The 17,626-nt window shown below is 73.2% G+C and carries 18 protein-coding genes and 1 pseudogene; 9 read left to right on the plus strand and 10 right to left on the minus strand.

What is annotated here, in order from left to right; translation table 11 throughout:
• Window positions 1-8: 8 nt before the first annotated feature.
• Complete coding sequence (locus tag KUM03_RS25210) at window positions 9-755, minus strand: MBL fold metallo-hydrolase (protein WP_217251576.1); 747 nt, start codon at window positions 753-755, stop codon at window positions 9-11.
• Window positions 756-831: 76 nt separating this feature from the next.
• On the minus strand, window positions 832-1,461 hold the full coding sequence (locus KUM03_RS25215; protein ID WP_217251577.1) for an alpha-ketoglutarate-dependent dioxygenase AlkB: 630 nt from the start codon (window positions 1,459-1,461) through the stop codon (window positions 832-834).
• A 140-nt stretch (window positions 1,462-1,601) separates the two neighbouring features.
• Here KUM03_RS25215 and KUM03_RS25220 point away from each other — a divergent pair.
• Together KUM03_RS25220 and KUM03_RS25225 are read left to right on the plus strand one after the other, a co-directional pair.
• A pseudogene (locus KUM03_RS25220) lies at window positions 1,602-2,224 on the plus strand (TetR/AcrR family transcriptional regulator).
• 23 nt (window positions 2,225-2,247) lie between these two features.
• Window positions 2,248-3,921, plus strand: coding sequence for an FAD-binding dehydrogenase (locus KUM03_RS25225; RefSeq protein ID WP_217251609.1), 1,674 nt, complete (start codon window positions 2,248-2,250; stop codon window positions 3,919-3,921).
• 36 nt (window positions 3,922-3,957) lie between these two features.
• On the opposite strand, the gene KUM03_RS25230 is transcribed toward KUM03_RS25225, so the two are convergent.
• The 3 genes from KUM03_RS25230 to KUM03_RS25240 form a co-directional block, all read right to left on the minus strand.
• Window positions 3,958-4,311, minus strand: coding sequence for a DUF488 domain-containing protein (locus KUM03_RS25230; protein ID WP_217251578.1), 354 nt, complete (start codon window positions 4,309-4,311; stop codon window positions 3,958-3,960).
• 66 nt (window positions 4,312-4,377) lie between these two features.
• Complete coding sequence (locus KUM03_RS25235; protein WP_217251579.1) at window positions 4,378-4,629, minus strand: WhiB family transcriptional regulator; 252 nt, start codon at window positions 4,627-4,629, stop codon at window positions 4,378-4,380.
• A 113-nt stretch (window positions 4,630-4,742) separates the two neighbouring features.
• Window positions 4,743-5,657, minus strand: a complete 915-nt coding sequence (locus tag KUM03_RS25240) for a LysR family transcriptional regulator ArgP (protein ID WP_254399860.1) — start codon at window positions 5,655-5,657, stop codon at window positions 4,743-4,745.
• 68 nt (window positions 5,658-5,725) lie between these two features.
• Here KUM03_RS25240 and KUM03_RS25245 point away from each other — a divergent pair, with 68 nt between their 5' ends.
• Complete coding sequence (locus KUM03_RS25245; protein WP_217251580.1) at window positions 5,726-6,340, plus strand: LysE/ArgO family amino acid transporter; 615 nt, start codon at window positions 5,726-5,728, stop codon at window positions 6,338-6,340.
• 96 nt (window positions 6,341-6,436) lie between these two features.
• Window positions 6,437-7,777, plus strand: coding sequence for an MFS transporter (locus tag KUM03_RS25250; RefSeq protein WP_217251581.1), 1,341 nt, complete (start codon window positions 6,437-6,439; stop codon window positions 7,775-7,777).
• Between the two features lie 15 nt (window positions 7,778-7,792).
• On the opposite strand, the gene KUM03_RS25255 is transcribed toward KUM03_RS25250, so the two are convergent.
• The 3 genes from KUM03_RS25255 to KUM03_RS25265 form a co-directional block, all read right to left on the minus strand.
• Window positions 7,793-8,248, minus strand: coding sequence for a cyclic nucleotide-binding domain-containing protein (locus KUM03_RS25255; protein WP_217251582.1), 456 nt, complete (start codon window positions 8,246-8,248; stop codon window positions 7,793-7,795).
• Between the two features lie 327 nt (window positions 8,249-8,575).
• A complete protein-coding gene (locus KUM03_RS25260; protein WP_217251583.1) occupies window positions 8,576-10,054 on the minus strand; it encodes an aminotransferase class I/II-fold pyridoxal phosphate-dependent enzyme in 1,479 nt (492 codons plus the stop codon).
• Between the two features lie 49 nt (window positions 10,055-10,103).
• On the minus strand, window positions 10,104-10,319 hold the full coding sequence (locus KUM03_RS25265; protein ID WP_217251584.1) for a hypothetical protein: 216 nt from the start codon (window positions 10,317-10,319) through the stop codon (window positions 10,104-10,106).
• 126 nt (window positions 10,320-10,445) lie between these two features.
• Between KUM03_RS25265 and KUM03_RS25270 the strand changes: the two genes are divergently transcribed.
• The 5 genes from KUM03_RS25270 to KUM03_RS25290 all read left to right on the plus strand — a co-directional run bounded on the left by KUM03_RS25270 (window position 10,446) and on the right by KUM03_RS25290 (window position 13,684).
• Complete coding sequence (locus KUM03_RS25270; protein WP_217251585.1) at window positions 10,446-10,883, plus strand: ATP-binding protein; 438 nt, start codon at window positions 10,446-10,448, stop codon at window positions 10,881-10,883.
• A 177-nt stretch (window positions 10,884-11,060) separates the two neighbouring features.
• The gene (locus KUM03_RS25275; protein WP_217251586.1) at window positions 11,061-11,930 is read left to right on the plus strand and encodes a SigB/SigF/SigG family RNA polymerase sigma factor; all 870 of its coding nucleotides are present in this window, start codon (window positions 11,061-11,063) and stop codon (window positions 11,928-11,930) included.
• A 31-nt stretch (window positions 11,931-11,961) separates the two neighbouring features.
• Window positions 11,962-12,195: a DUF5133 domain-containing protein gene (locus tag KUM03_RS25280; protein ID WP_217251587.1), complete on the plus strand. Its 234-nt coding sequence runs from the start codon at window positions 11,962-11,964 to the stop codon at window positions 12,193-12,195.
• Between the two features lie 192 nt (window positions 12,196-12,387).
• Complete coding sequence (locus KUM03_RS25285; RefSeq protein ID WP_217251588.1) at window positions 12,388-13,221, plus strand: DUF1206 domain-containing protein; 834 nt, start codon at window positions 12,388-12,390, stop codon at window positions 13,219-13,221.
• Between the two features lie 28 nt (window positions 13,222-13,249).
• The gene (locus tag KUM03_RS25290; RefSeq protein ID WP_217251589.1) at window positions 13,250-13,684 is read left to right on the plus strand and encodes a hypothetical protein; all 435 of its coding nucleotides are present in this window, start codon (window positions 13,250-13,252) and stop codon (window positions 13,682-13,684) included.
• Window positions 13,685-13,687: 3 nt separating this feature from the next.
• Here KUM03_RS25290 and KUM03_RS25295 read toward each other — a convergent pair whose 3' ends face one another.
• Both KUM03_RS25295 and KUM03_RS25300 read right to left on the minus strand, forming a co-directional pair.
• Window positions 13,688-15,934 carry an FUSC family protein gene (locus KUM03_RS25295; protein WP_217251590.1) on the minus strand — a complete coding sequence of 749 codons (2,247 nt, stop codon included), beginning with the start codon at window positions 15,932-15,934 and terminating at the stop codon, window positions 13,688-13,690.
• A 102-nt stretch (window positions 15,935-16,036) separates the two neighbouring features.
• Window positions 16,037-17,413 carry an NAD(P)/FAD-dependent oxidoreductase gene (locus tag KUM03_RS25300; RefSeq protein WP_217251591.1) on the minus strand — a complete coding sequence of 459 codons (1,377 nt, stop codon included), beginning with the start codon at window positions 17,411-17,413 and terminating at the stop codon, window positions 16,037-16,039.
• Window positions 17,414-17,626: the final 213 nt, after the last annotated feature.

Here is a 17,626-nt window from a genome sequence, read left to right on the forward strand (position 1 = left end):
CCCCGACTCTAGAACGCCCGTTCCCGGGCCTGGCGCGCGGCTTCCTTCACCAGGCCCCGGTGGACCGGGCCGTGCCCGGGGAGCAGTACGTCGGCGTCCAGTTCCGCGATGACGTCGAGGGAGGCCAGGGCGCCCGCCCGGTCGTGGTGGAACATGCCGGGCAGCAGCTGGGGCCCGGAGACCCGGGACGTGGCGTGCGCGCTCACCAGCGCGTCGCCGGAGATCACCACGCCGGCGTCGGGGAGGTGGTAGACGCAGTGCCCGTCCGTGTGCCCGGGTGTGTGCACCGGCACCGGCCGGCCGGGCAGGTCGAGGGCGCCGTCGGCGGGGAAGGGCTCGGGCGAGGCGACCGGGTGCCGCTCGGTGCCGCCGGAGCGCAGGACGTGCACCGTCCAGGGCAGCACCCCCGGCCGCCAGGCGTTGCGCAGCACGGCGGCGACGGACACCTGCTGGAGGAAGTCCCGCCGGGCGTGGGGCACTTCGGCCGGGTGGAGCAGGACCGGCGTGCCATGGGCGGCGCGCAGGTACTCGGCCGAGCCGAGGTGGTCGTTGTGGGCATGGGTGATCAGCACGGCCGCCACCGCCTCGGGGGAACTCCCCACGGCGGCCAGGGAGTCCAGCAGCGTCCGGCGGTCGCCGGGGTAGCCGGTGTCGACCAGGGTCACCGCGTCGCCGTCGGTGAGGATCACCCAGTTGGTGTGGCCGCCGTGCACCAGATAGGTGCCGTCGGCGACCTGCCGTACGTCCGGTCGCATGGTTCTCCCACGTCGAGGTGGCTGGCCGTCGGGCGACAGCCAACCAGACGCGGCGGCCGGGGAGGGCGCACGACCCTCAGCGCACGCCGTGCGGGCGGAACTGGACGCTGATGCGCGGCCCGGCGGCGCGGGTGCTCTTGGGCACACAGTGTTCCCAGGTGCGCTGGCAGGAGCCGCCCATCACGATCAGGTCGCCGTGGCCGAGCGGCCGGCGCACCGTGTCGCCGCCCCCGCCCGCCGGGCGCAGCAGGAGATCGCGGGGCGCGCCGACCGAGAGGATCGCGACCATCGTGTCCTGGCGCGCGCCCCTGCCGATCCGGTCCCCGTGCCAGGCGACGCTGTCCCGGCCGTCGCGGTAGTGGCACAGTCCGGCCGTGGTGAAGGGCTCGCCCAGTTCCCCGGCGTAGTGGGCCGTCAGCGCCTCGCGCGCCTCGGTCAGCAGCGGGTGCGGGAGCCGGTCGCCCGCGCCGTAGAAGGCGAGCAGCCGGGGCACGTCCACCACCTGGTCGTACATGGCTCGCCGCTCGGCACGCCACGGGACCTCGGTGGCCAGGTGCTCGAAGAGCGCGTCGGCGCCGCTCAGCCAGCCCGGGAGCAGGTCGATCCAGGCGCCGGAGCCCAGCTCGGTGCGGCGCAGACCGTCGAGCGGGCCCAGCCGGACCTCGTCGGTCTGGTCGAAGAGCGAACTCTGGAGGTGCGTGGTCATGAGGACCAGCGTACTCCGTATTCGAAAATACGTTCTACTCGGCGGGCCCCGTGTCCCCGGGCGCCCGTGTCCTCGTGCCGTACCTCTTTCGATACGCCGGTGTATCCGATACGTTCACGCATCGAACGGAGGGAGAGGGCGTGGTGGTGAGGACGACGACCGGGCGGGTGACCAGGCGGCGCGTGCGCACCCGCGCGAACCTCCTGGACGCCGCGTTCGAGGTGTTGGCCGCCAAGGCTTCGGGCGGGTGTCGATCGAGGAGGTGTGCGAGGCCGCCGGGTACAGCCGGGGCGCCTTCTACTCCAACTTCGACAGCCTCGACGAGCTGTTCTTCGCGCTCTACCGGCAACGCGCCGACCTGATCGCCGAGCAGGTGTCCGGCGCCCTCGCCTCCGACGGCCCCGACCTGGACGTGCCGGCCGCCGTGGACCGGGTCACCGAGGTGCTGCTCCTCGACCGGGACTGGCTCCTGGTCAAGACGGACTTCCTGGTGCACGCCGCCCGCGACCCCGACGTGGCCCGCGCCCTGCTGGAGCACCGGGCACGGCTGAGGCGCGCGATCGCGGACCGGCTCGCCCGGGCCCGTGGGCACACCCCGCTGCCCGCCGCGCTGGGCGACGCCGAGGGCGCCGCGCACGCCGTGGTCGCCGCGTACGACGGAGTCACCACCCAGCTGCTGCTCGACCGGGACGTCGAACACGCCCGGGTCTGGCTGGGGCAGCTGCTCACCGCTCTGCTCACCGACGGCAGCACCAGTCAATGACGGAACAGGAAGGGACGGTCGCCATGGATGCCGACGTCATCGTGGTCGGAGCGGGCCTGGCGGGCCTGGTCGCGGCGCACGAACTGACCAGCCGGGGCAGGAGGGTCGCCCTCGTCGACCAGGAGAACGCGGCCAACCTCGGCGGGCAGGCCTTCTGGTCCTTCGGCGGCCTCTTCCTCGTCGACTCCCCGGAGCAGCGCCGCCTCGGCGTCAAGGACTCCGTCGACCTCGCCTGGAGCGACTGGCAGGGCAGCGCCGGCTTCGACCGGACCGGGGACGAGGACTCCTGGGCGGTGCGCTGGGCGCGCGCGTACGTCGAGTGGGCGGCCGGGGAGAAGCGCTCCTGGCTCGCCGGACACGGCATCAGCTTCCTGCCCACCGTCGGCTGGGCCGAGCGCGGCGACCTCAGGGCGGGCGGGCACGGCAACTCGGTGCCGCGCTTCCACATCGCCTGGGGCACCGGCACCGGAGTCGTCGAGCCGTTCGTGCGGTACGCGAAGCAGGCCGCGCGCGACGGGCTGCTCACCTTCCACCACCGCCACCGGGTCGACCACCTGGTGGTCGAGGACGGCACGGCACGCGGCGTGCGGGGCACCGTCCTCGCCGAGGACCGCTCGCCCCGCGGCGTCGCCTCCAACCGCGACGCCGTCGGCGAGTTCGAACTCACCGCCCGAGCCGTGATCGTCACCTCCGGCGGCATCGGCGGCGACCACGACATCGTCCGCCGCCACTGGCCCGAGCGCCTGGGCACCCCGCCCGCCGAGATGGTCACCGGCGTCCCCGCCTACGTCGACGGACGGATGCTCGACATCAGCGCCGAGGCGGGCGCACGCCTGGTCAACCGCGACCGGATGTGGCACTACACCGAGGGCGTGCGCAACTGGGACCCGATCTGGCCCGGCCACGGCATCCGCATCCTGCCCGGACCCTCCTCGATGTGGTTCGACGCCCTCGGCCGCCGACTGCCCGAACCCTGCCTGCCCGGCTACGACACCCTCGGCACCCTGCGCCACCTGCGCACCGCCGACGGCCTCGCGGAGCACGACCACTCCTGGTTCATCCTCACCCAGAAGATCATCGAGAAGGAGTTCGCGCTCTCCGGCTCCGAGCAGAACCCCGACATCACCGCCAAGGACCGCGCCGGCTTCCTGCGCGAACGCGTCCTCGGCAAGGGCGCACCCGGCCCGGTCGACGCCTTCCTGCGCGAGGGCGCCGACTTCGTGACCGCGCCGAACCTGGAGCAGCTCGTCGACCGGATGAACGGACTCACCGACAAGCCGCTCCTGGACGCGGCCCCGATCCGGCGCCAGATCGAGGCCCGCGACCTCCAGATGGCCAACCCCTACGCCAAGGACGTCCAGGTCCAGGGCATCCGCAACGCCCGCCGCTACATCGGCGACCGCCTCGGACGGGTCGCCGCCCCGCACCGCATCCTCGACCCGGCGGCGGGCCCGCTGATCGGCGTCAAGCTGCACGTCCTCACCCGCAAGACCCTCGGCGGCATCCAGACCGACCTCGACTCCCGCGCCCTCGGCGCCGACGGCACACCCGTCGAGGGCCTGTACGCGGCCGGCGAGGTGGCCGGCTTCGGCGGAGGAGGGGTGCACGGGTACAACGCGCTGGAGGGCACCTTCCTCGGCGGCTGTCTGTTCTCCGGGCGCGCGGCGGGCCGGGCCGCGGCACGGCAGACGGCCTGAGGCAACAGGGCGCGCCTCAGCGGCCGCTCCGGCTTCTCACGCCCCGTCGAGGAGCCGGAGCAGCACGGACGCGTGGCTCTCCCCGGGCGACTTGGACGCCGTCAGCAGCGTCACGTCGCCCTCGCCCGCCAGCTCCCGCACATGATCGAGGGACTCCGCCGCCTCCGGGGCGTCCAGCTCGGCCTCGTACCGCTCGGCGAACTCCTCGTACGAGCCCTCGCCCGCGTGGTACCAGCGGCGCAACTCGGTCGACGGGGTGAGCCTCTTGGGCCACTCGTCCACGTGTGCCGCGTCCTTGGCCACGCCGCGCGGCCACAACCGGTCGACCAGGACCCGCACGCCGTCGTCCGGCTCGGGCGGATCGTAGACGCGGCGCACGCGCACGCTCATGGCCACTCTCCTCTCGGTGGCAGTGCTGCCGACGCCCGGCCGCTGAAGAAGCCGCCGGGCCGGGGTTCAGCCGGACCTCCTGCGCACCGCCTCGCGGCGCTTGAGCGCCCGGCGCTCCATCTCACTGGTCCCGCCCCACACGCCGATGGACTGCCCGGTGTCGAGCGCCCATCGCAGACACTGCTCCTGCACCGGACACGTCCGGCAGACCGCCTTCGCCTGCTCGGTCTGCAGCGCGGCCGGGCCGGTGGTGCCGATCGGGAAGAACAGGTCGGGGTCCTCCGTGCGGCACGCGGCGTGCTCTCGCCAGTCGTCCATCAATGTCACCTGCGATCGGTATCGTTCGCGCCCTCGTGATTGCCTTACCCCGTTCCGGGTGGCCTGTCGATTCGGGGTGAAACCGGCGCCGCGCCTTCGATCGCGCTCCGCGCCTACCTCCGCAGCGCCTCGGCCGCAGCCGACGCCACCGCTTCGGCCAGCGTGGCCAGCGCCGGGGAGTCGAGCCTCCACTGCTGCCAGTACAGCGGGGTGTCCACCGGGAGTTCCGGAGCGAACTCCAGCAGCCGGCCGGTGCGCAGCAGCGGCAGCGCCTGCGGCTCGGGCACCATGCCCCAGCCCAGACCGGCGGCGACCGCCTCGACGAACCCCTCCGAGGTCGGCACGTAGTGCCGCGCGGCACTCGCGCCGCCATGGCCGAGCCGCCGGGCGAAGCCGTCCTGGAAGTCGTCCCGCCGGTCGAACACCATCACCGGCGCCTCGGCGATCCGTTCGCGCACCGGCCCGTCCAGGTGTCGGGCGGCGAAGTCCGGGGCGGCGCAGGGGAGGTACCGCATCCGCCCCAGGTACCGGACGGTGCAGCCGGGGACGGGGTCGGCCGACGAGGTCACCGCGGCCATGACCACGCCCTCCCGCAGCAGGGTCGCCGTGTGGTCCTCGTCCTCGCGGCGCAGCTCGAAGCAGAGCCGGGGCTCCCGGGGGACCCGTGTCAGCGCGCCCAGGAACCAGGTCGCGAGCGAGTCGGCGTTCACGGCCACCGGGATACGGGTCGGCTCCCCGGCCACGCTCAGCCCGAGTTCGGCGTACGCGTCCCGCTCCAGCCGGGCCACCTGCCGGGCGAGGCGCACCAGCACCGCCCCGGACTCCGTCGGCCGTACCGGCTTGGTGCGCAGCAGCAGCACCCGGCCGGTGCGCTGCTCCAGCGCCTTCACCCGCTGGCTGACCGCGGACGGCGTCACGTGCAGCGCCGCCGCGGCGGCGTCGAAGGTGCCCTCGTCCACCACGGCCAGCAGGGTGCGCACCTGGTCCAGGGGGAGGTCCGCGAAGGCCGGCATGCTCGGTTCCGTCATCACGGATGCTAAGGATACGTAAGAATCTTTAGCTGTACGTGCTGTGATCGTCCGCTTAGCGTCGGAGCATGACCAACGCCCTCACCGCCGCGGCCGCCGGCTTCGGCACCGGCCTCTCGCTCATCGTCGCCATCGGCGCCCAGAACGCCTTCGTGCTGCGCCAGGGCATCCGCCGCGACGCGGTCCTCGCCGTGGTCGGCATCTGCGCGCTGTCCGACGCGCTGCTCATCGCCCTGGGCGTCGGCGGGGTCGGTGCGGTGGTGGTGGCCTGGCCGGACGCCCTGACCGTGGTCGGCTGGGTCGGCGGCGCCTTCCTGCTCTGCTACGGCGCCCTGGCCGCCCGGCGCGTGTTCAGGCCGGCCGGCGCGCTGCGGGCGGAGGGCGACGCGGCCGGCTCGCGCCGCCGGGCGATCCTCACCTGCCTGGCGCTGACCTGGCTCAACCCGCACGTGTACCTGGACACCGTGTTCCTGCTGGGCTCGGTCGCCGCCGACCAGGGGGCGCTGCGCTGGACCTTCGGCATGGGCGCCGCGGTCGCCAGCCTGTGCTGGTTCGCCGCGCTCGGCTTCGGCGCCCGCTACCTGGGCCGCTTCCTGGCCCGCCCCGCGACCTGGCGGGTGCTCGACGGGCTGGTCGCCGCCACCATGATCGTCCTCGGTGTCACGCTCATCGCCGGGGCGTGAACGCGCCGGGAACGGCTCGCTGGGGTCCGAGGGCTCGAACGGAGCTGCGATAGTAAGCCCGCAGCCCGAAAGATGTAACGAGCACGTAGGGATCGCGTGGACACCAGCCAGAGCAGCGGCGAGAGCGGTACCGAACCCGGGAAGAAGGAAGCCGGGCCGGAGGAAGCCGGAGACAAGGACCGGGCCCCCGACGGGGCAGCGCGGCGCGGCCCGCGCCGCTGGGCCATGGACACCCGGCCGCTGCGCCGCCCGGCCTACCGCAGGCTGTGGTCGTCGACCATCGTCACGGCGGTCGGCAGCCAGCTCACCGCCGTCGCCGTGCCCAAGCAGATCTACGACATCACCGGCTCCTCGGCCTGGGTCGGCGCCGCGAGCCTCGCGGGCCTGCTGCCGCTGATCGTGTTCGCGCTGTGGGGCGGCGCGGTCGCCGACACCATGGACCGCCGCAAGCTGCTGCTGATCACCAACAGCGGCATCGCCGTGACCTCGGTGCTGTTCTGGCTCCAGGCGGTCACCGGCCTGGAGTCGGTGACCGCGCTCATGCTGCTGCTCGCGCTCCAGCAGGCCTTCTGGGGCCTGAACGCGCCGGCCCGCAGCGCCTCCATCGCCCGCCTGGTCCCCGCGGACGAACTGCCCGCCGCCAACGCGCTCGGCTCGACCGTCATGCAGACCGGACAGGTCGTCGGCCCGCTCCTCGCCGGCGTCCTCATCCCGGTGATCGGCCTGCCCGAGCTGTACCTGATCGACGCCCTGGCCCTGTGCGTCACGGTGTGGGCGGTCCACAAGCTGCCCGCTCTGCCGCCGCTGACGGGCACGGCGGTCCGGCGCGCGGGTGTGCGGGAGGTGGTGGCGGGCTTCCGGTACATCGCCGGGCACAAGGTGCTGCTGCTGTCCTTCCTGGCCGACATCGTCGCCATGGTCCTGGGCATGCCCCGCGCGCTGTTCCCGCAGCTCGCCGCCGAGACGTACGCCGGATACGGCGAGGGATTCGCCCTCGGCGTGCTGTTCGCGGCGATACCCGTCGGCGCGGTGGCCGGCGGGCTGTTCTCCGGCACCTTCTCCCGGGCCCGCCGGCACGGCTGGATGGTGATCGGCTCGGTCGTGGTCTGGGGCGCCGCCGTCACCGGCTTCGGGCTGAGCTCGAGCCTGTGGCTCGCGGTGGCGTTCCTGGCGGTGGCCGGCGTCGCGGACATGGTCTCCATGGTGTTCCGCGGGGCGATCCTGCTGTCCGCCGCGACCGACGAGATGCGCGGGCGCATGCAGGGCGTCTTCACCGTGGTCGTGGCGGGCGGCCCGCGCCTGGCCGACGTCCTGCACGGCGGCGCGGGCTCCGCCTTCGGCGCGCGCGAGGCGGTGGCCGGCGGCGGGCTGCTCGTCGTCGTGGTGATGCTGGCCCTGGCGGCCGCGATGCCGGCGCTGCGCCGCTACCGCGTCTGACGGCGCCTCACCACCTCACAGGGAGCCCCGACCGTGCAGCGCGTAGTGCTCCATGAGCCGGCCCCTGGTGGTCTCCAGCCGGTGCGCGAGGATCTCGGCGACCGACCGCACCAGCACGACGCCCAGCTGCGGGTCCTCCTCGCACAGGCGGAGCACCGAGGCGGCGTCGAACTCGTAGGCGCGCACCGGGCTGAAGGCCTCGGCGCCGAAGTCCCACTCGTAGGGCGGGAACAGCCAGGACCAGCCGAGCAGATCGCCCGCCCCGAGACTGGCGACCGTGACCCGCTGCACGGGGGTCACCTCCTGGGTCAGGGAGACCGCGCCGGAGCGGATGACCCAGAAGCGGTCGGCCCGGCCGCCCGACTCGAAGATCCGGGCGTCCTCCGCGAAAGAGACCTCCCGGGCGAGCGCCGTGAGGCGTGCGCGCTGCGGCTGGGGGAGTGCGGTCAGCAGTTTGATCGCTTTGGTCATGGCACGGGGCTCCTCGCCGGCGATTCGGTTCCGGGGCTTTCCCTATGCCCATTTCAGACGCTGTCGGCTCCCCGGGCACCTCGGCGGAGGGCGAATTCCGTACGGATTCGGTGCCGGATTCGGGCACGGGCGCGGCAGGCCATGAAAAAGCCCTGGCCGGACGGGGGAGGCCGGCCAGGGCCGTAAGCGGTGACGCACGAAGGACATGTCCGTCGACTCCGTCGCCACGTATGGATGAACGCTAAACCATCTTCGGGGGTTCCGCGAACCCGGAACCGGGGCACGTGACCCGTTTCACTCACGGCGACATCCGCGACATCCGAGGCCTCACCCGTCGCCCCCGGCGACCACCCTGATCGTCTCCAGGGCCGGATCGCTCGGGTCCGGGAGGTACATGCCGGCGTTCAGACCGCTGCGCAGGTACCGCAGGACCGGCTCGGCCAGCCGCTCGCCGGGCAGGACGGCCGGGATGCCGGGCGGGTACGGCGTGATCATCTCCGCGGCGACCCGGCCGGCCGCCCGGCCGAGCGGCACGTCCTCGGTCGGCCCGAAGAACGCGTCCCGGGAGAGTACCGCCTGCGGCATCCGCAACTCGGACGGCGAGGGCACCTCGATACGCGGTGCGGGACCGAGGCCCGGGGCGGCACGCGCGAGGTCCTTGAGCGCGGCGAGCAGTTCCCCGGTGGTCTCCCGGTCGTCGCCGTGAGTGATCTGCATGTTGACGCGGCGGTGGTCCGCCAGGTGCGCGATCACGCTCCGCTGTTCGCGCAGCCAGTCCGCCGCCTGGAAACCCGAGACGCCGAGCCCGTCGAGATCGATCACGACGGGCAGCGGATCGAATCCGTGGGCCAGCCTCGGACCGCAGAAGTCGTCCCGGCCCTCGACGTGCATGCCGTCGATCTCCTCGACGGCCGCCCGCACCTCGGCCGCCAGTTCCAGCGCCCCGCCCATCAGGTCCCGGCCGCGCAGCACCATCTGCCGCCGCCAGCCGTCCAGCCCGGCGAAGATCAGCGCCGACGGGCTGGTGGTGCCCAGCAGGTCCGCCCGCATGCCCAGCAGCTTCGGCGGCACGAGGTCACCGCGCAGGTGGAACACGGAACCCTGCTCCAGACCGCTGCCCATCTTGTGGATGCTGGTCACGCAGATGTCGGCGCCCGCGTCCATCGCCCAGGAGGGCAGATCGGGGTGGAACGGCAGATGCGCGCCCCACGCCTCGTCCACGATCAGGGGCGCCGACCGCCGGTGGCACACCTCGGCGACGGCCCGCAGATCGGCGCTCGCACCGTACGGCGTCGGGCTGGTGATCAGGGCACCCTTCGCATCGGGGTGGGCGGCGAAGGCCCGCTCGAACTCCTCGGCCGACGGCGGATGGGCCAGGTGCCGCTCCGCGTCCCAGCGCGGTTCCACCCAGACCGGCTCGATGCCGGAGAGGATCAGCCCCGACACCACGGACTTGTGGGCGTCCCGGCCGATCAGCAGCTTCTCGTGCGGGCCCGCGACCGCCAGCATCGCCGCCTTCACGGACAGGGAACTCCCGCACGTCGAGAAGAACGTGTGCTCGGCGTGGACCGCGTCGGCCATCAGCTCCTGCGCCCGCTGCAGCACCCGCGAGCTGGTGAGCCGGTCGTCCAGGCCGCCGGTCGCCAGCACGTCACCGTAGAAGACGGCGTCGCCCAGCACCTCGCGCACCTCCGGGTCGGCCCCGCGCGCCTGCTTGTGCCCCGGCGGCGTGAACGAGAGCCGGCCCTCGCGGCGGTAGTCGACGAGGGCTTCCAACACGGGCGCACGGGTGTGGTCGGCTGTCATGCCGACCCGGTTTCCCGGCCGGGCCGCCGTCAATCCGTCCCGCGCCCGGTCACCGGGGACCGCGCCCCGGGGTCAGCACCTCGTCCAGCACCCGCAGGACGGCCTCGTACGCCATCGTCCGTACGGCGGCCTCCCGGGAGCCGTCCGGATCGGTCGGCCGCAGCTCCTCGCTCCGGGCCCGCCAGGTCCGCTCCTGCTCCACCGCGCAGGCCCTCGCCCGGTGCATGCGGCGCAGCAGTTCGTCCGAGTCCACAACATCCGTCATGTCTTCCGCGTACCCCCGACGGCCGCCCGGATGGCCCCTGAGCCGTAAGGGGGGCCGGAGGTTTGGGGGTACCGGCAGAGGTCAGCCGGAAGTAACGGCTAGTCCCACCGACCAGGGAGCTGACGGATGAGTGAAAGGTACCCGACCCGACCCGCCGTCGCCCGGCCCGGCGCCGGCCTGCACCGGCCGTGCAAACCCGCCGAGGCACGGCAGACCGTCGAACGCGTCGTCAACGAGTGCTGCGGCACCGGGGACCACGCGTCCTGCGACGCGGACGCCCTGTCGGACGCCGTGCTGGTCGCCTCGGAACTGACCACCAACGCGATCCTGCACGGCGGCGGCATCACCGACTTCCGGGTCGACGTGGTCGGACCAGGCGTCGAGTTGTCGGTGTGCGACCGCAGCCACGACCTTCCGGTGGCCGTGCCGCAGACCGACCCCGAGGGACGCCGCCGCGTCGGCGGCCGGGGCTGGCCGATCGTCTGCCGGCTGGCCCGTGACGTACGCGTGGCAGACCTGCCGTCGGGAGGCAAGTGCATCACCGTGGTCGTTCCGCTGTCCTGAGTACTTTTGCAAAAGCGGAGTTTGTTCCACCGGGGCAGGGGCAGTCGCAAGTTCGTGCTTCGGACCGGAGGCGCAGCAGCGGGAGCGGTATGGCTGCTCGGGTCCTCCGGGTGAGTGACCCGGCCGGCGCCGTTCCCGCGGAATGTCCCCTGAGACCACCGTTCAGGAGCGATCCGCATGCTCACAGAAACACCCACCGTCCGTCCCGGAACGCCCGAGTCCACCGAAACCACCGCCGCCCCCGCCCGTCGCCGGCACGACGACGCCCCCGACACCATGGCCCTCTTCGGCCGGCTGGCCGGCCTCGAGGAGGGGCCCGAGCGGGACGCCCTCCGCGACGAACTCGTCGCCGCGTGGCTGCCCATGGCCCACCGGATCGCGGGCCGTTTCCGCGACCGCGGCGAGTCCATCGAGGACCTGCGCCAGGTCGCCGCGCTCGGCCTGGTCAAGGCCGTCGACCGGTTCGACCCGGAGCGCGGCGCCTTCGAGAGCTACGCCGTGCCCACCATCACCGGCGAGGTCAAGCGCCACTTCCGGGACCGGATGTGGGCCCTGCGGGTGCCCCGCCGGGTCCAGGAACTGCGCAACAAGGTGCGGGTGGCGCGACGCGAGCTCACCCAGAGCCCCGGCAGCCCCGAACCGTCGGTGGCCGCCCTCGCAGCCCACACCGGGCTGACCGAGGAGGAGGTCAGTGCCGGGATGGAGGCGCTGGAGAGCTTCAGCACCCTGTCGCTGGACGCCGAACTCTCGGCCGGCGACGACGGCTACAGCCTCGCGGACACCCTCGGCGCCGCCGACGCCTCGTACGACACCGTGATCGACCGCGAATCCGCCAAGGAAGGGCTGCGCAGGCTGCCCGAACGCGAGCGGGCCATCCTCTACATGCGCTTCTTCGAGGACATGACACAGAGCCGGATAGCCGACCGCCTGGGCATCTCGCAGATGCACGTCTCCCGGCTCATCAGCCGCAGCTGCGCCCGCGTGCGGGACGAGGCGATGGGGCAGCGGACGGGCCAGCGGGGCACCGGCCGCCCGGTGCGGACCTGACGGACCGGGCGACGGAGGAGGAACGAGACGGATGCTGATGCCCCACCCCGCGGTGCTGCGCGGGCTCCTCGACGAGTACGAGGCGGCGGCCCTGCACGAACCCGCCGACGACCTGGGCGGACCCGGCCCCCGGACGCGGGACCTGGCGTACACGCTGTGCGTGTCGACCGGCACGCGCGACGTCCGGCAGGCCCTTGAGGCCGCCCGGCGGCAGCTCGCGGCCCCTCCGGTCCCGGCCCCCGAGCCCGCGGTCGCGGCGGACTGACCTCGAGGACGGCTGGTGTACCGGCTGCCCGCACACCCCGGCGGTGTGCGGGCAGCCGGCGTGTCCGCGGGCGTACGAGGCCATCGAAAGGGCGTACGGGCCGCTCCGGAAGCCGGTCGTGACCGGGAAGCCGGACGCCGGGTGTGCGGCCGTGATGCCGGGGCATCCGCTGTCCCGGAGGGGAGGCTCACGATGAACGCACGTGTTCTCGCACATTCCGGCCGCGGCCGGGCCCGCCGGGCCGCGAACGGCTCGGCCGCCGAGGGGGCCGCCCGGGCAGGACTCACCGCCCGTGGCGTCATCTACCTGCTGGTCGGCGTCCTGGCACTGCGGATCGCCTTCGGCACCGGCAGCCGGCAGGCCGACCGGGGCGGCGCCCTGGCCGAGCTGGCGGACAAGCCGTTCGGCGCCGTACTGCTGTGGGCGCTGGGCGCCGGACTCGTCGGCATGGCCCTGTGGCGGCTGTCCGAGGCACTCTTCGGCGTCACGGGCAAGGACGGCCGCACGGCAAAGAAGCGGCTCCCGGCCGCCGCCCGCTGCGTGTTCTACGCCTTCGTCGCCTACTCGGTCCTCGCCTTCGCGGCCGGCTCCGGCGGCAGCGGCTCCAGCGACCGGCAGTCCCGGGACGTCACCGCCAAGGTCATGGAGATGCCCGCCGGGCGCTGGATCGTGGGCCTGGCCGGCGCCGCCATCGCCGTCGCCGGCGTCGTCATCGCCGTACAGGCACTGCGCCGCAGCTACCACAAGAAGCTGAAACTCGGCGAGCTGAGCCCCCGGGCCCGACGGCTGGTCGACGTGACCGGCGTCGGCGGCGGAGCGGCCCGCGGGATCGTCTTCGCCGCGGCGGGCGCCTTCGCCGTACGGGCCGCCGTCGACTACGAACCCGACAAGGCCAAGGGCCTCGACGACACCCTGCGCTCCTTCGCCGACACCCCGCTCGGCCCCTGGCTGCTGGTCTGCGTCGCCGCGGGCCTGGTGCTGTTCGGCGTGTTCTCCTTCGCCCTCGCACGCTGGCGCAGGGTCTGAGCCGCGCGGACCGGGGAACACGGGGCGAATGAACGAACACGAGATTCCTCCGCCGGACGGACGTCCCGTGGACGTCTACCTCGACCTCCTGCGCGTACGCATGGAGAACGACGACTACCAGCTCCTGCTCAGCGTGGTCGAACCGGTCCTCCAGGCCATCGACGAGCACCAGATGCCCACCATCGACTTCTCCCTGGACGGGGACAGCGCCGAGGCGCTGCCCCAGGAGATCAGGGACGAGGCCGCACTGGTCATCGCCACCGCGGTCACCGGCCGCCTGGACAACGAGGTCGTGGAAATCAGTACCGACGAGACCGGCCCGGTCCGGGTCGTCACCGACGCGGCCACCGCCTCCGACCCCGAGCGCCTCGGCGAGATCGCCGACTACCTCAAGGAACGCCACCAGCAGAACGAGGAACTGCGCGGCATAGCCGAGGCCAGCGGTCTGCCCAGCGACTTCTGAACCTCACCGCTTCGGCGTCGCCACGTCGACGCCGAGCGGCCGGGCCAGACCGACCACCGCCTCGTCCAGACGCTCCAGGTGCCGCAGTACCCGCCCGGTGATCCGGCCGTACCGCGGCACCCCGCCCGCCTCGAACTGCAGCAGCGAGGCGATACTGGGCCCGGTCTCCACCCCGGTCTCCGCGTCCTCGTCGGCGACGCGCGCGGCGATCGCCTCGATGTTGCGCACCGTGCGCCGCACCGCCCCGCGCAGCCGCGGGTCCGCCGCGATCGACGGGTGCGTCGGCAGCAGCTCGGCCGTGGCCGCCAGCGACCGCGCGTGGTACGCGCACGTCTCCAGCAGCGCCACCACGTACTGGGCGGTGTTGCGGCGGGCCCGCAGCGGCGTGATCGGATGGGTCAGCGGCGAGGTGGCGGCCCGCAGATCGCCCAGCGCCTGGTCCAGCTCCCGCGCCTTGTCCAGCAGATCGGCCGCCGGCCCGCCGCTGAGCTGGTCCACGGCACCCTCGGTGACGTCGGTGAGCCGCTCCAGCACCGTGCCGAGCAGTTCGTTCGTACGGCGGTCGGTGCGTATCGGCAGCACCAGCGCCGCCGCGACGATCCCGCAGGCCGCGCCGAGCGCCGTCTCCTCGATGCGCAGCAGCAGCACCGACAGGCTGTAGGTGTGCAGCAGGGTGTACAGCAGCCCCAGCATCGCCGTCACGAAGAACGACATCAGTGTGTACGACAGCGGCGCCGTGTAGAACATCGCGAAGATGAGCAGCAGCACCAGCCCGAACGCGATCCACGTGTGGCCGCCGACCAGGCCGGCCAGCACGATGCCGGCCACCACCCCGAACAGGGTGCCCAGCACCCTGCGGTAGCCCTTGACGAGGATCTCCCCGGTGGACGCCGTGTTCAGGAAGACGATCCAGCAGGCGAGCACCGCCCAGTACCAGCGCTGCGCCGACAGGAACTCCCCGCCGACGATGGCCAGCGAGGACCCCACCGAGACCTGTACCGCGGCCCGAGTGGTGGGCCGCCGCAGCCCGGTCGGCTCGTCCTTCTCCGCCTCCTCCTCGCCCGCGTCGATCGCGGCGTCCTCGGCGTCCAGCTCCTCCCGGGACCTGGTGGTCGCCGGAGTGTCGTCCGACTCGTCCTGCGGCCCGTCCAGGGCGATCCTGAGGCCCATGACCGCCCTCGCGGCCTCACCGATGCCGCGGAACACGTCCTGGACGGCCGGGATCGCCTCCGGCAGGTTGTCCTCGTCGCGGTAACCGAGCAGCCGGTTGCGCAGGTGGGACAGCGCGGTGCCGCGTGCCTCGGCGGGCGGCCGCAGCACCAGCGTGCGCAGCGCCCCCAGGTCCCGGCGCAGGATCTCCGTGGCCTCGCCCGGCGCCGGGGAACTGCCCACCGACGGCGCCGGCGCCCCGGGCAGGTGCAGGGTCAGGGTGTCCGCCCGCTCGGCGCTGCGCGCGGTCAGCAGCAGCAGGCCCAGCCGCTCGGCGGCGATCTCCGCGTCCGCGATGCGCCGCTGCACCAGACGCGCCGTGGACGCGTCCGGGGTGCCGTCCTCCAGCCGGGACTGGATCATCAGGGCCGTCTCGTGCAGGCGCGCGGTGCCGTCCCGCAGGTGCTCCAGCGTCCGCTCGATCCCGTCCGGTCCGGCGTCCAGCAGCTCGATCTGCGTGGCGATCAGCTGGGCCAGCCGCGCCCGGAAGGCCTGCCGCAGCCGCTGGAGGACACCCGCCGGTGTCGCCGGCACCACGGCGAAGCGCACCACCGCACTGCACGCGAACGCCACCGCGATGGCGGCCAGCACCCCCGGAAGCACCGACACGTCGGCGCCGACGAACAGGGAGACGAAGTAGACCTGGAAGCCGATCAGCCCGAGCGCCGTGCCGCGGTCGCCGAACCGCCGCACGAAGACGGCGAAGAAGATGAGGACGACGAAGAAGGCGTCGCCGACGACGACCCGTGAACTGAGCAGCGAGCTGACCGACACCGAGGCCAGGGCGACGGGCAGTCCCAGTGCCAGGGTGACCGCCTGCGCGCCGAGCTCCTTCTCGCGGATGGCGAAGGTGGCGACCATCGCCGCCATGGCGCCCGCGACCAGATGGGTGACGTCCGCGCCGAACGCGGCGAGCACACCCAGCGCCAGAGCGATGGCGCCGACCGTCCGCAGGCCCGCCGTCAGCCGCAGCAGCCCCGGGTCGGACGCGGCGATCCGGTCCCGCAGCCGTGTCCGCACCGAGCGCCCCGCTGCCTTCACGCCGCCGTACACTCTCCCGACTCACACGCCCGACTCCCGGCCGGTTCACGCCGAGATCCGCTTCTCAGGATGTCATGCCGCGCGCCCGTGACCGCCACAGGGTCACAGCCGGGCCCCGCCCGCCTCCGCGACGCGCTCTTGCACCTGCTCCGGCGTCAGATAGGCGTCCGTGTACTCGAAGTCCCGCAGCTTGGCCGGCTTGCGGGCCTGGAAGCCGGTGCGCACGAAATCGTCGCCCGCCACCGCGTTGAGCGCCCAGTTGGCCGCCACCCGCGCCTTCGCCACGCCCGTGCGCAGCGCCGACCAGTGGTAGCCGCGGGCCACCGCCTGGGCCGGCAGGCCCTTCAGCTCGACACCGAGCGGCTTGGAGACCGCGTCGGCGCCGCCGAGGTCCACGACGAGACCCAGGTCCTTGTGGACGTAGGGCCGCATCGGCTGGTTGCGCAGGGTCGCGATGATGTTCTCGGCGACGTGCCGGCCCTGCCGCATGGCGTGCTGGGCGGTGGGCGGGCAGACGGCGCCCTCCTGGCCCTTGGCGAGGTCAGGCACGGCCGCGGAGTCGCCGAGCGCGAACACCCCGTCGTGGTCGGGCAGGCACATCTCGGCCGTCACCGCGAGCCGTCCCTTGACCGTCTCCGCGCCGAGCGTGGCGATCAGCGGGCTCGCCACCACACCGGCCGTCCAGATCAGCGTGCGGGTGGGCACCACCCGGCCGTTGGTGAAGGTGACCTCCTCGGGCCCGGCCTTCTCGATGGAGACACCGAGCGAGATCTCGATGCCGCGCCGGGTGAGCACCTCCTGCGCGTCCCGCCCGAGCTTCTCGCCGAGCTCCGGCATCAGCTTCGGCGCGATGTCGATCAGATGCCACTTGATCAGACCCGGGTCGAGCCGGTTGTAGCGCTTGACGGCCGCGTGCGTCAGCCGCTGCAGACAGGCCGCGGTCTCGGTGCCCGCGTACCCGCCGCCGACCACCACGAACTGCAGCCGCGAGGCCCGCTCCACCGGGTCCTGGCTGGCGTCGGCGAGGTCGAGCTGCGCGATGACGTGGTCGCGGATGTACGCGGCCTCCGCCAGCGTCTTCATGCCGAACGCGTGGTCGGTCAGGCCCGGGATGTCGAACGTGCGGGTGATGCTGCCGGGCGCCAGCACGATGTAGTCGTAGGGCTCGTTGACGATTCTGTCGGTGATGGTGCGCACCACGCACACCTTCGCCTTGAGGTCCACGCCGATGGCGCCGCCCGGGATGATCCGGGTGCGGTACTTGCTGCTGCGGCGCAGGGACAGCGCGATCGACTGGGGAGTCAGCACACCGGAGGCCACCTGGGGCAGCAACGGCAGATAGAGCTGGTAGGAGAACGGTGTCACCAGGGTGATCTCGGCCTCGCCGGGGGAGAGCCTGCGCTCCAGACGACGGACGCACTCCACGCCGGCGAAGCCTGCGCCGACCACCAGGATCCTGGGTCGTGTCACGGTGTTCATCCCTTTCTGCGGCTCCAGGCGGTCTGCCGCGAACGCCGTTCGCGTGCCCCCGGATCGCTGTTTCGCACCTCGTCGATCCCATCGCGCCCGCCCGGATCCGGCCAGCCGGGCGCGGCAGGCAGGCGACACGTCCTGATCACCACCATGCCCCGCCCCGGCCCGGAGCGCACCGGGCGGGAGTGAACGGGCGGGAACTTTCCGGTGGGCGAGCGG

It is taken from the genome of Streptomyces sp. AC602_WCS936, from assembly GCF_019049125.1.
Taxonomy (GTDB): domain Bacteria; phylum Actinomycetota; class Actinomycetes; order Streptomycetales; family Streptomycetaceae; genus Streptomyces.

What these genes read in the sequence shown, in the direction of transcription:
- KUM03_RS25210 (WP_217251576.1), bottom strand. Translation starts at nt 755, where the DNA reads ATGCGACCGGACGTACGGCAGGTCGCCGACGGCACCTATCTGGTGCAC.
- KUM03_RS25285 (WP_217251588.1), top strand. Translation starts at nt 12,388, where the DNA reads ATGAACGCACGTGTTCTCGCACATTCCGGCCGCGGCCGGGCCCGCCGG.
- KUM03_RS25275 (WP_217251586.1), top strand. Translation starts at nt 11,061, where the DNA reads ATGCTCACAGAAACACCCACCGTCCGTCCCGGAACGCCCGAGTCCACC.
- KUM03_RS25280 (WP_217251587.1), top strand. Translation starts at nt 11,962, where the DNA reads ATGCTGATGCCCCACCCCGCGGTGCTGCGCGGGCTCCTCGACGAGTAC.
- KUM03_RS25230 (WP_217251578.1), bottom strand. Translation starts at nt 4,311, where the DNA reads ATGAGCGTGCGCGTGCGCCGCGTCTACGATCCGCCCGAGCCGGACGAC.
- KUM03_RS25255 (WP_217251582.1), bottom strand. Translation starts at nt 8,248, where the DNA reads ATGACCAAAGCGATCAAACTGCTGACCGCACTCCCCCAGCCGCAGCGC.
- KUM03_RS25245 (WP_217251580.1), top strand. Translation starts at nt 5,726, where the DNA reads ATGACCAACGCCCTCACCGCCGCGGCCGCCGGCTTCGGCACCGGCCTC.
- KUM03_RS25300 (WP_217251591.1), bottom strand. Translation starts at nt 17,413, where the DNA reads ATGAACACCGTGACACGACCCAGGATCCTGGTGGTCGGCGCAGGCTTC.
- KUM03_RS25290 (WP_217251589.1), top strand. Translation starts at nt 13,250, where the DNA reads ATGAACGAACACGAGATTCCTCCGCCGGACGGACGTCCCGTGGACGTC.
- KUM03_RS25260 (WP_217251583.1), bottom strand. Translation starts at nt 10,054, where the DNA reads ATGACAGCCGACCACACCCGTGCGCCCGTGTTGGAAGCCCTCGTCGAC.
- KUM03_RS25225 (WP_217251609.1), top strand. Translation starts at nt 2,248, where the DNA reads ATGGATGCCGACGTCATCGTGGTCGGAGCGGGCCTGGCGGGCCTGGTC.
- KUM03_RS25265 (WP_217251584.1), bottom strand. Translation starts at nt 10,319, where the DNA reads ATGACGGATGTTGTGGACTCGGACGAACTGCTGCGCCGCATGCACCGG.
- KUM03_RS25235 (WP_217251579.1), bottom strand. Translation starts at nt 4,629, where the DNA reads ATGGACGACTGGCGAGAGCACGCCGCGTGCCGCACGGAGGACCCCGAC.
- KUM03_RS25215 (WP_217251577.1), bottom strand. Translation starts at nt 1,461, where the DNA reads ATGACCACGCACCTCCAGAGTTCGCTCTTCGACCAGACCGACGAGGTC.
- KUM03_RS25240 (WP_254399860.1), bottom strand. Translation starts at nt 5,657, where the DNA reads ATGACGGAACCGAGCATGCCGGCCTTCGCGGACCTCCCCCTGGACCAG.
- KUM03_RS25270 (WP_217251585.1), top strand. Translation starts at nt 10,446, where the DNA reads ATGAGTGAAAGGTACCCGACCCGACCCGCCGTCGCCCGGCCCGGCGCC.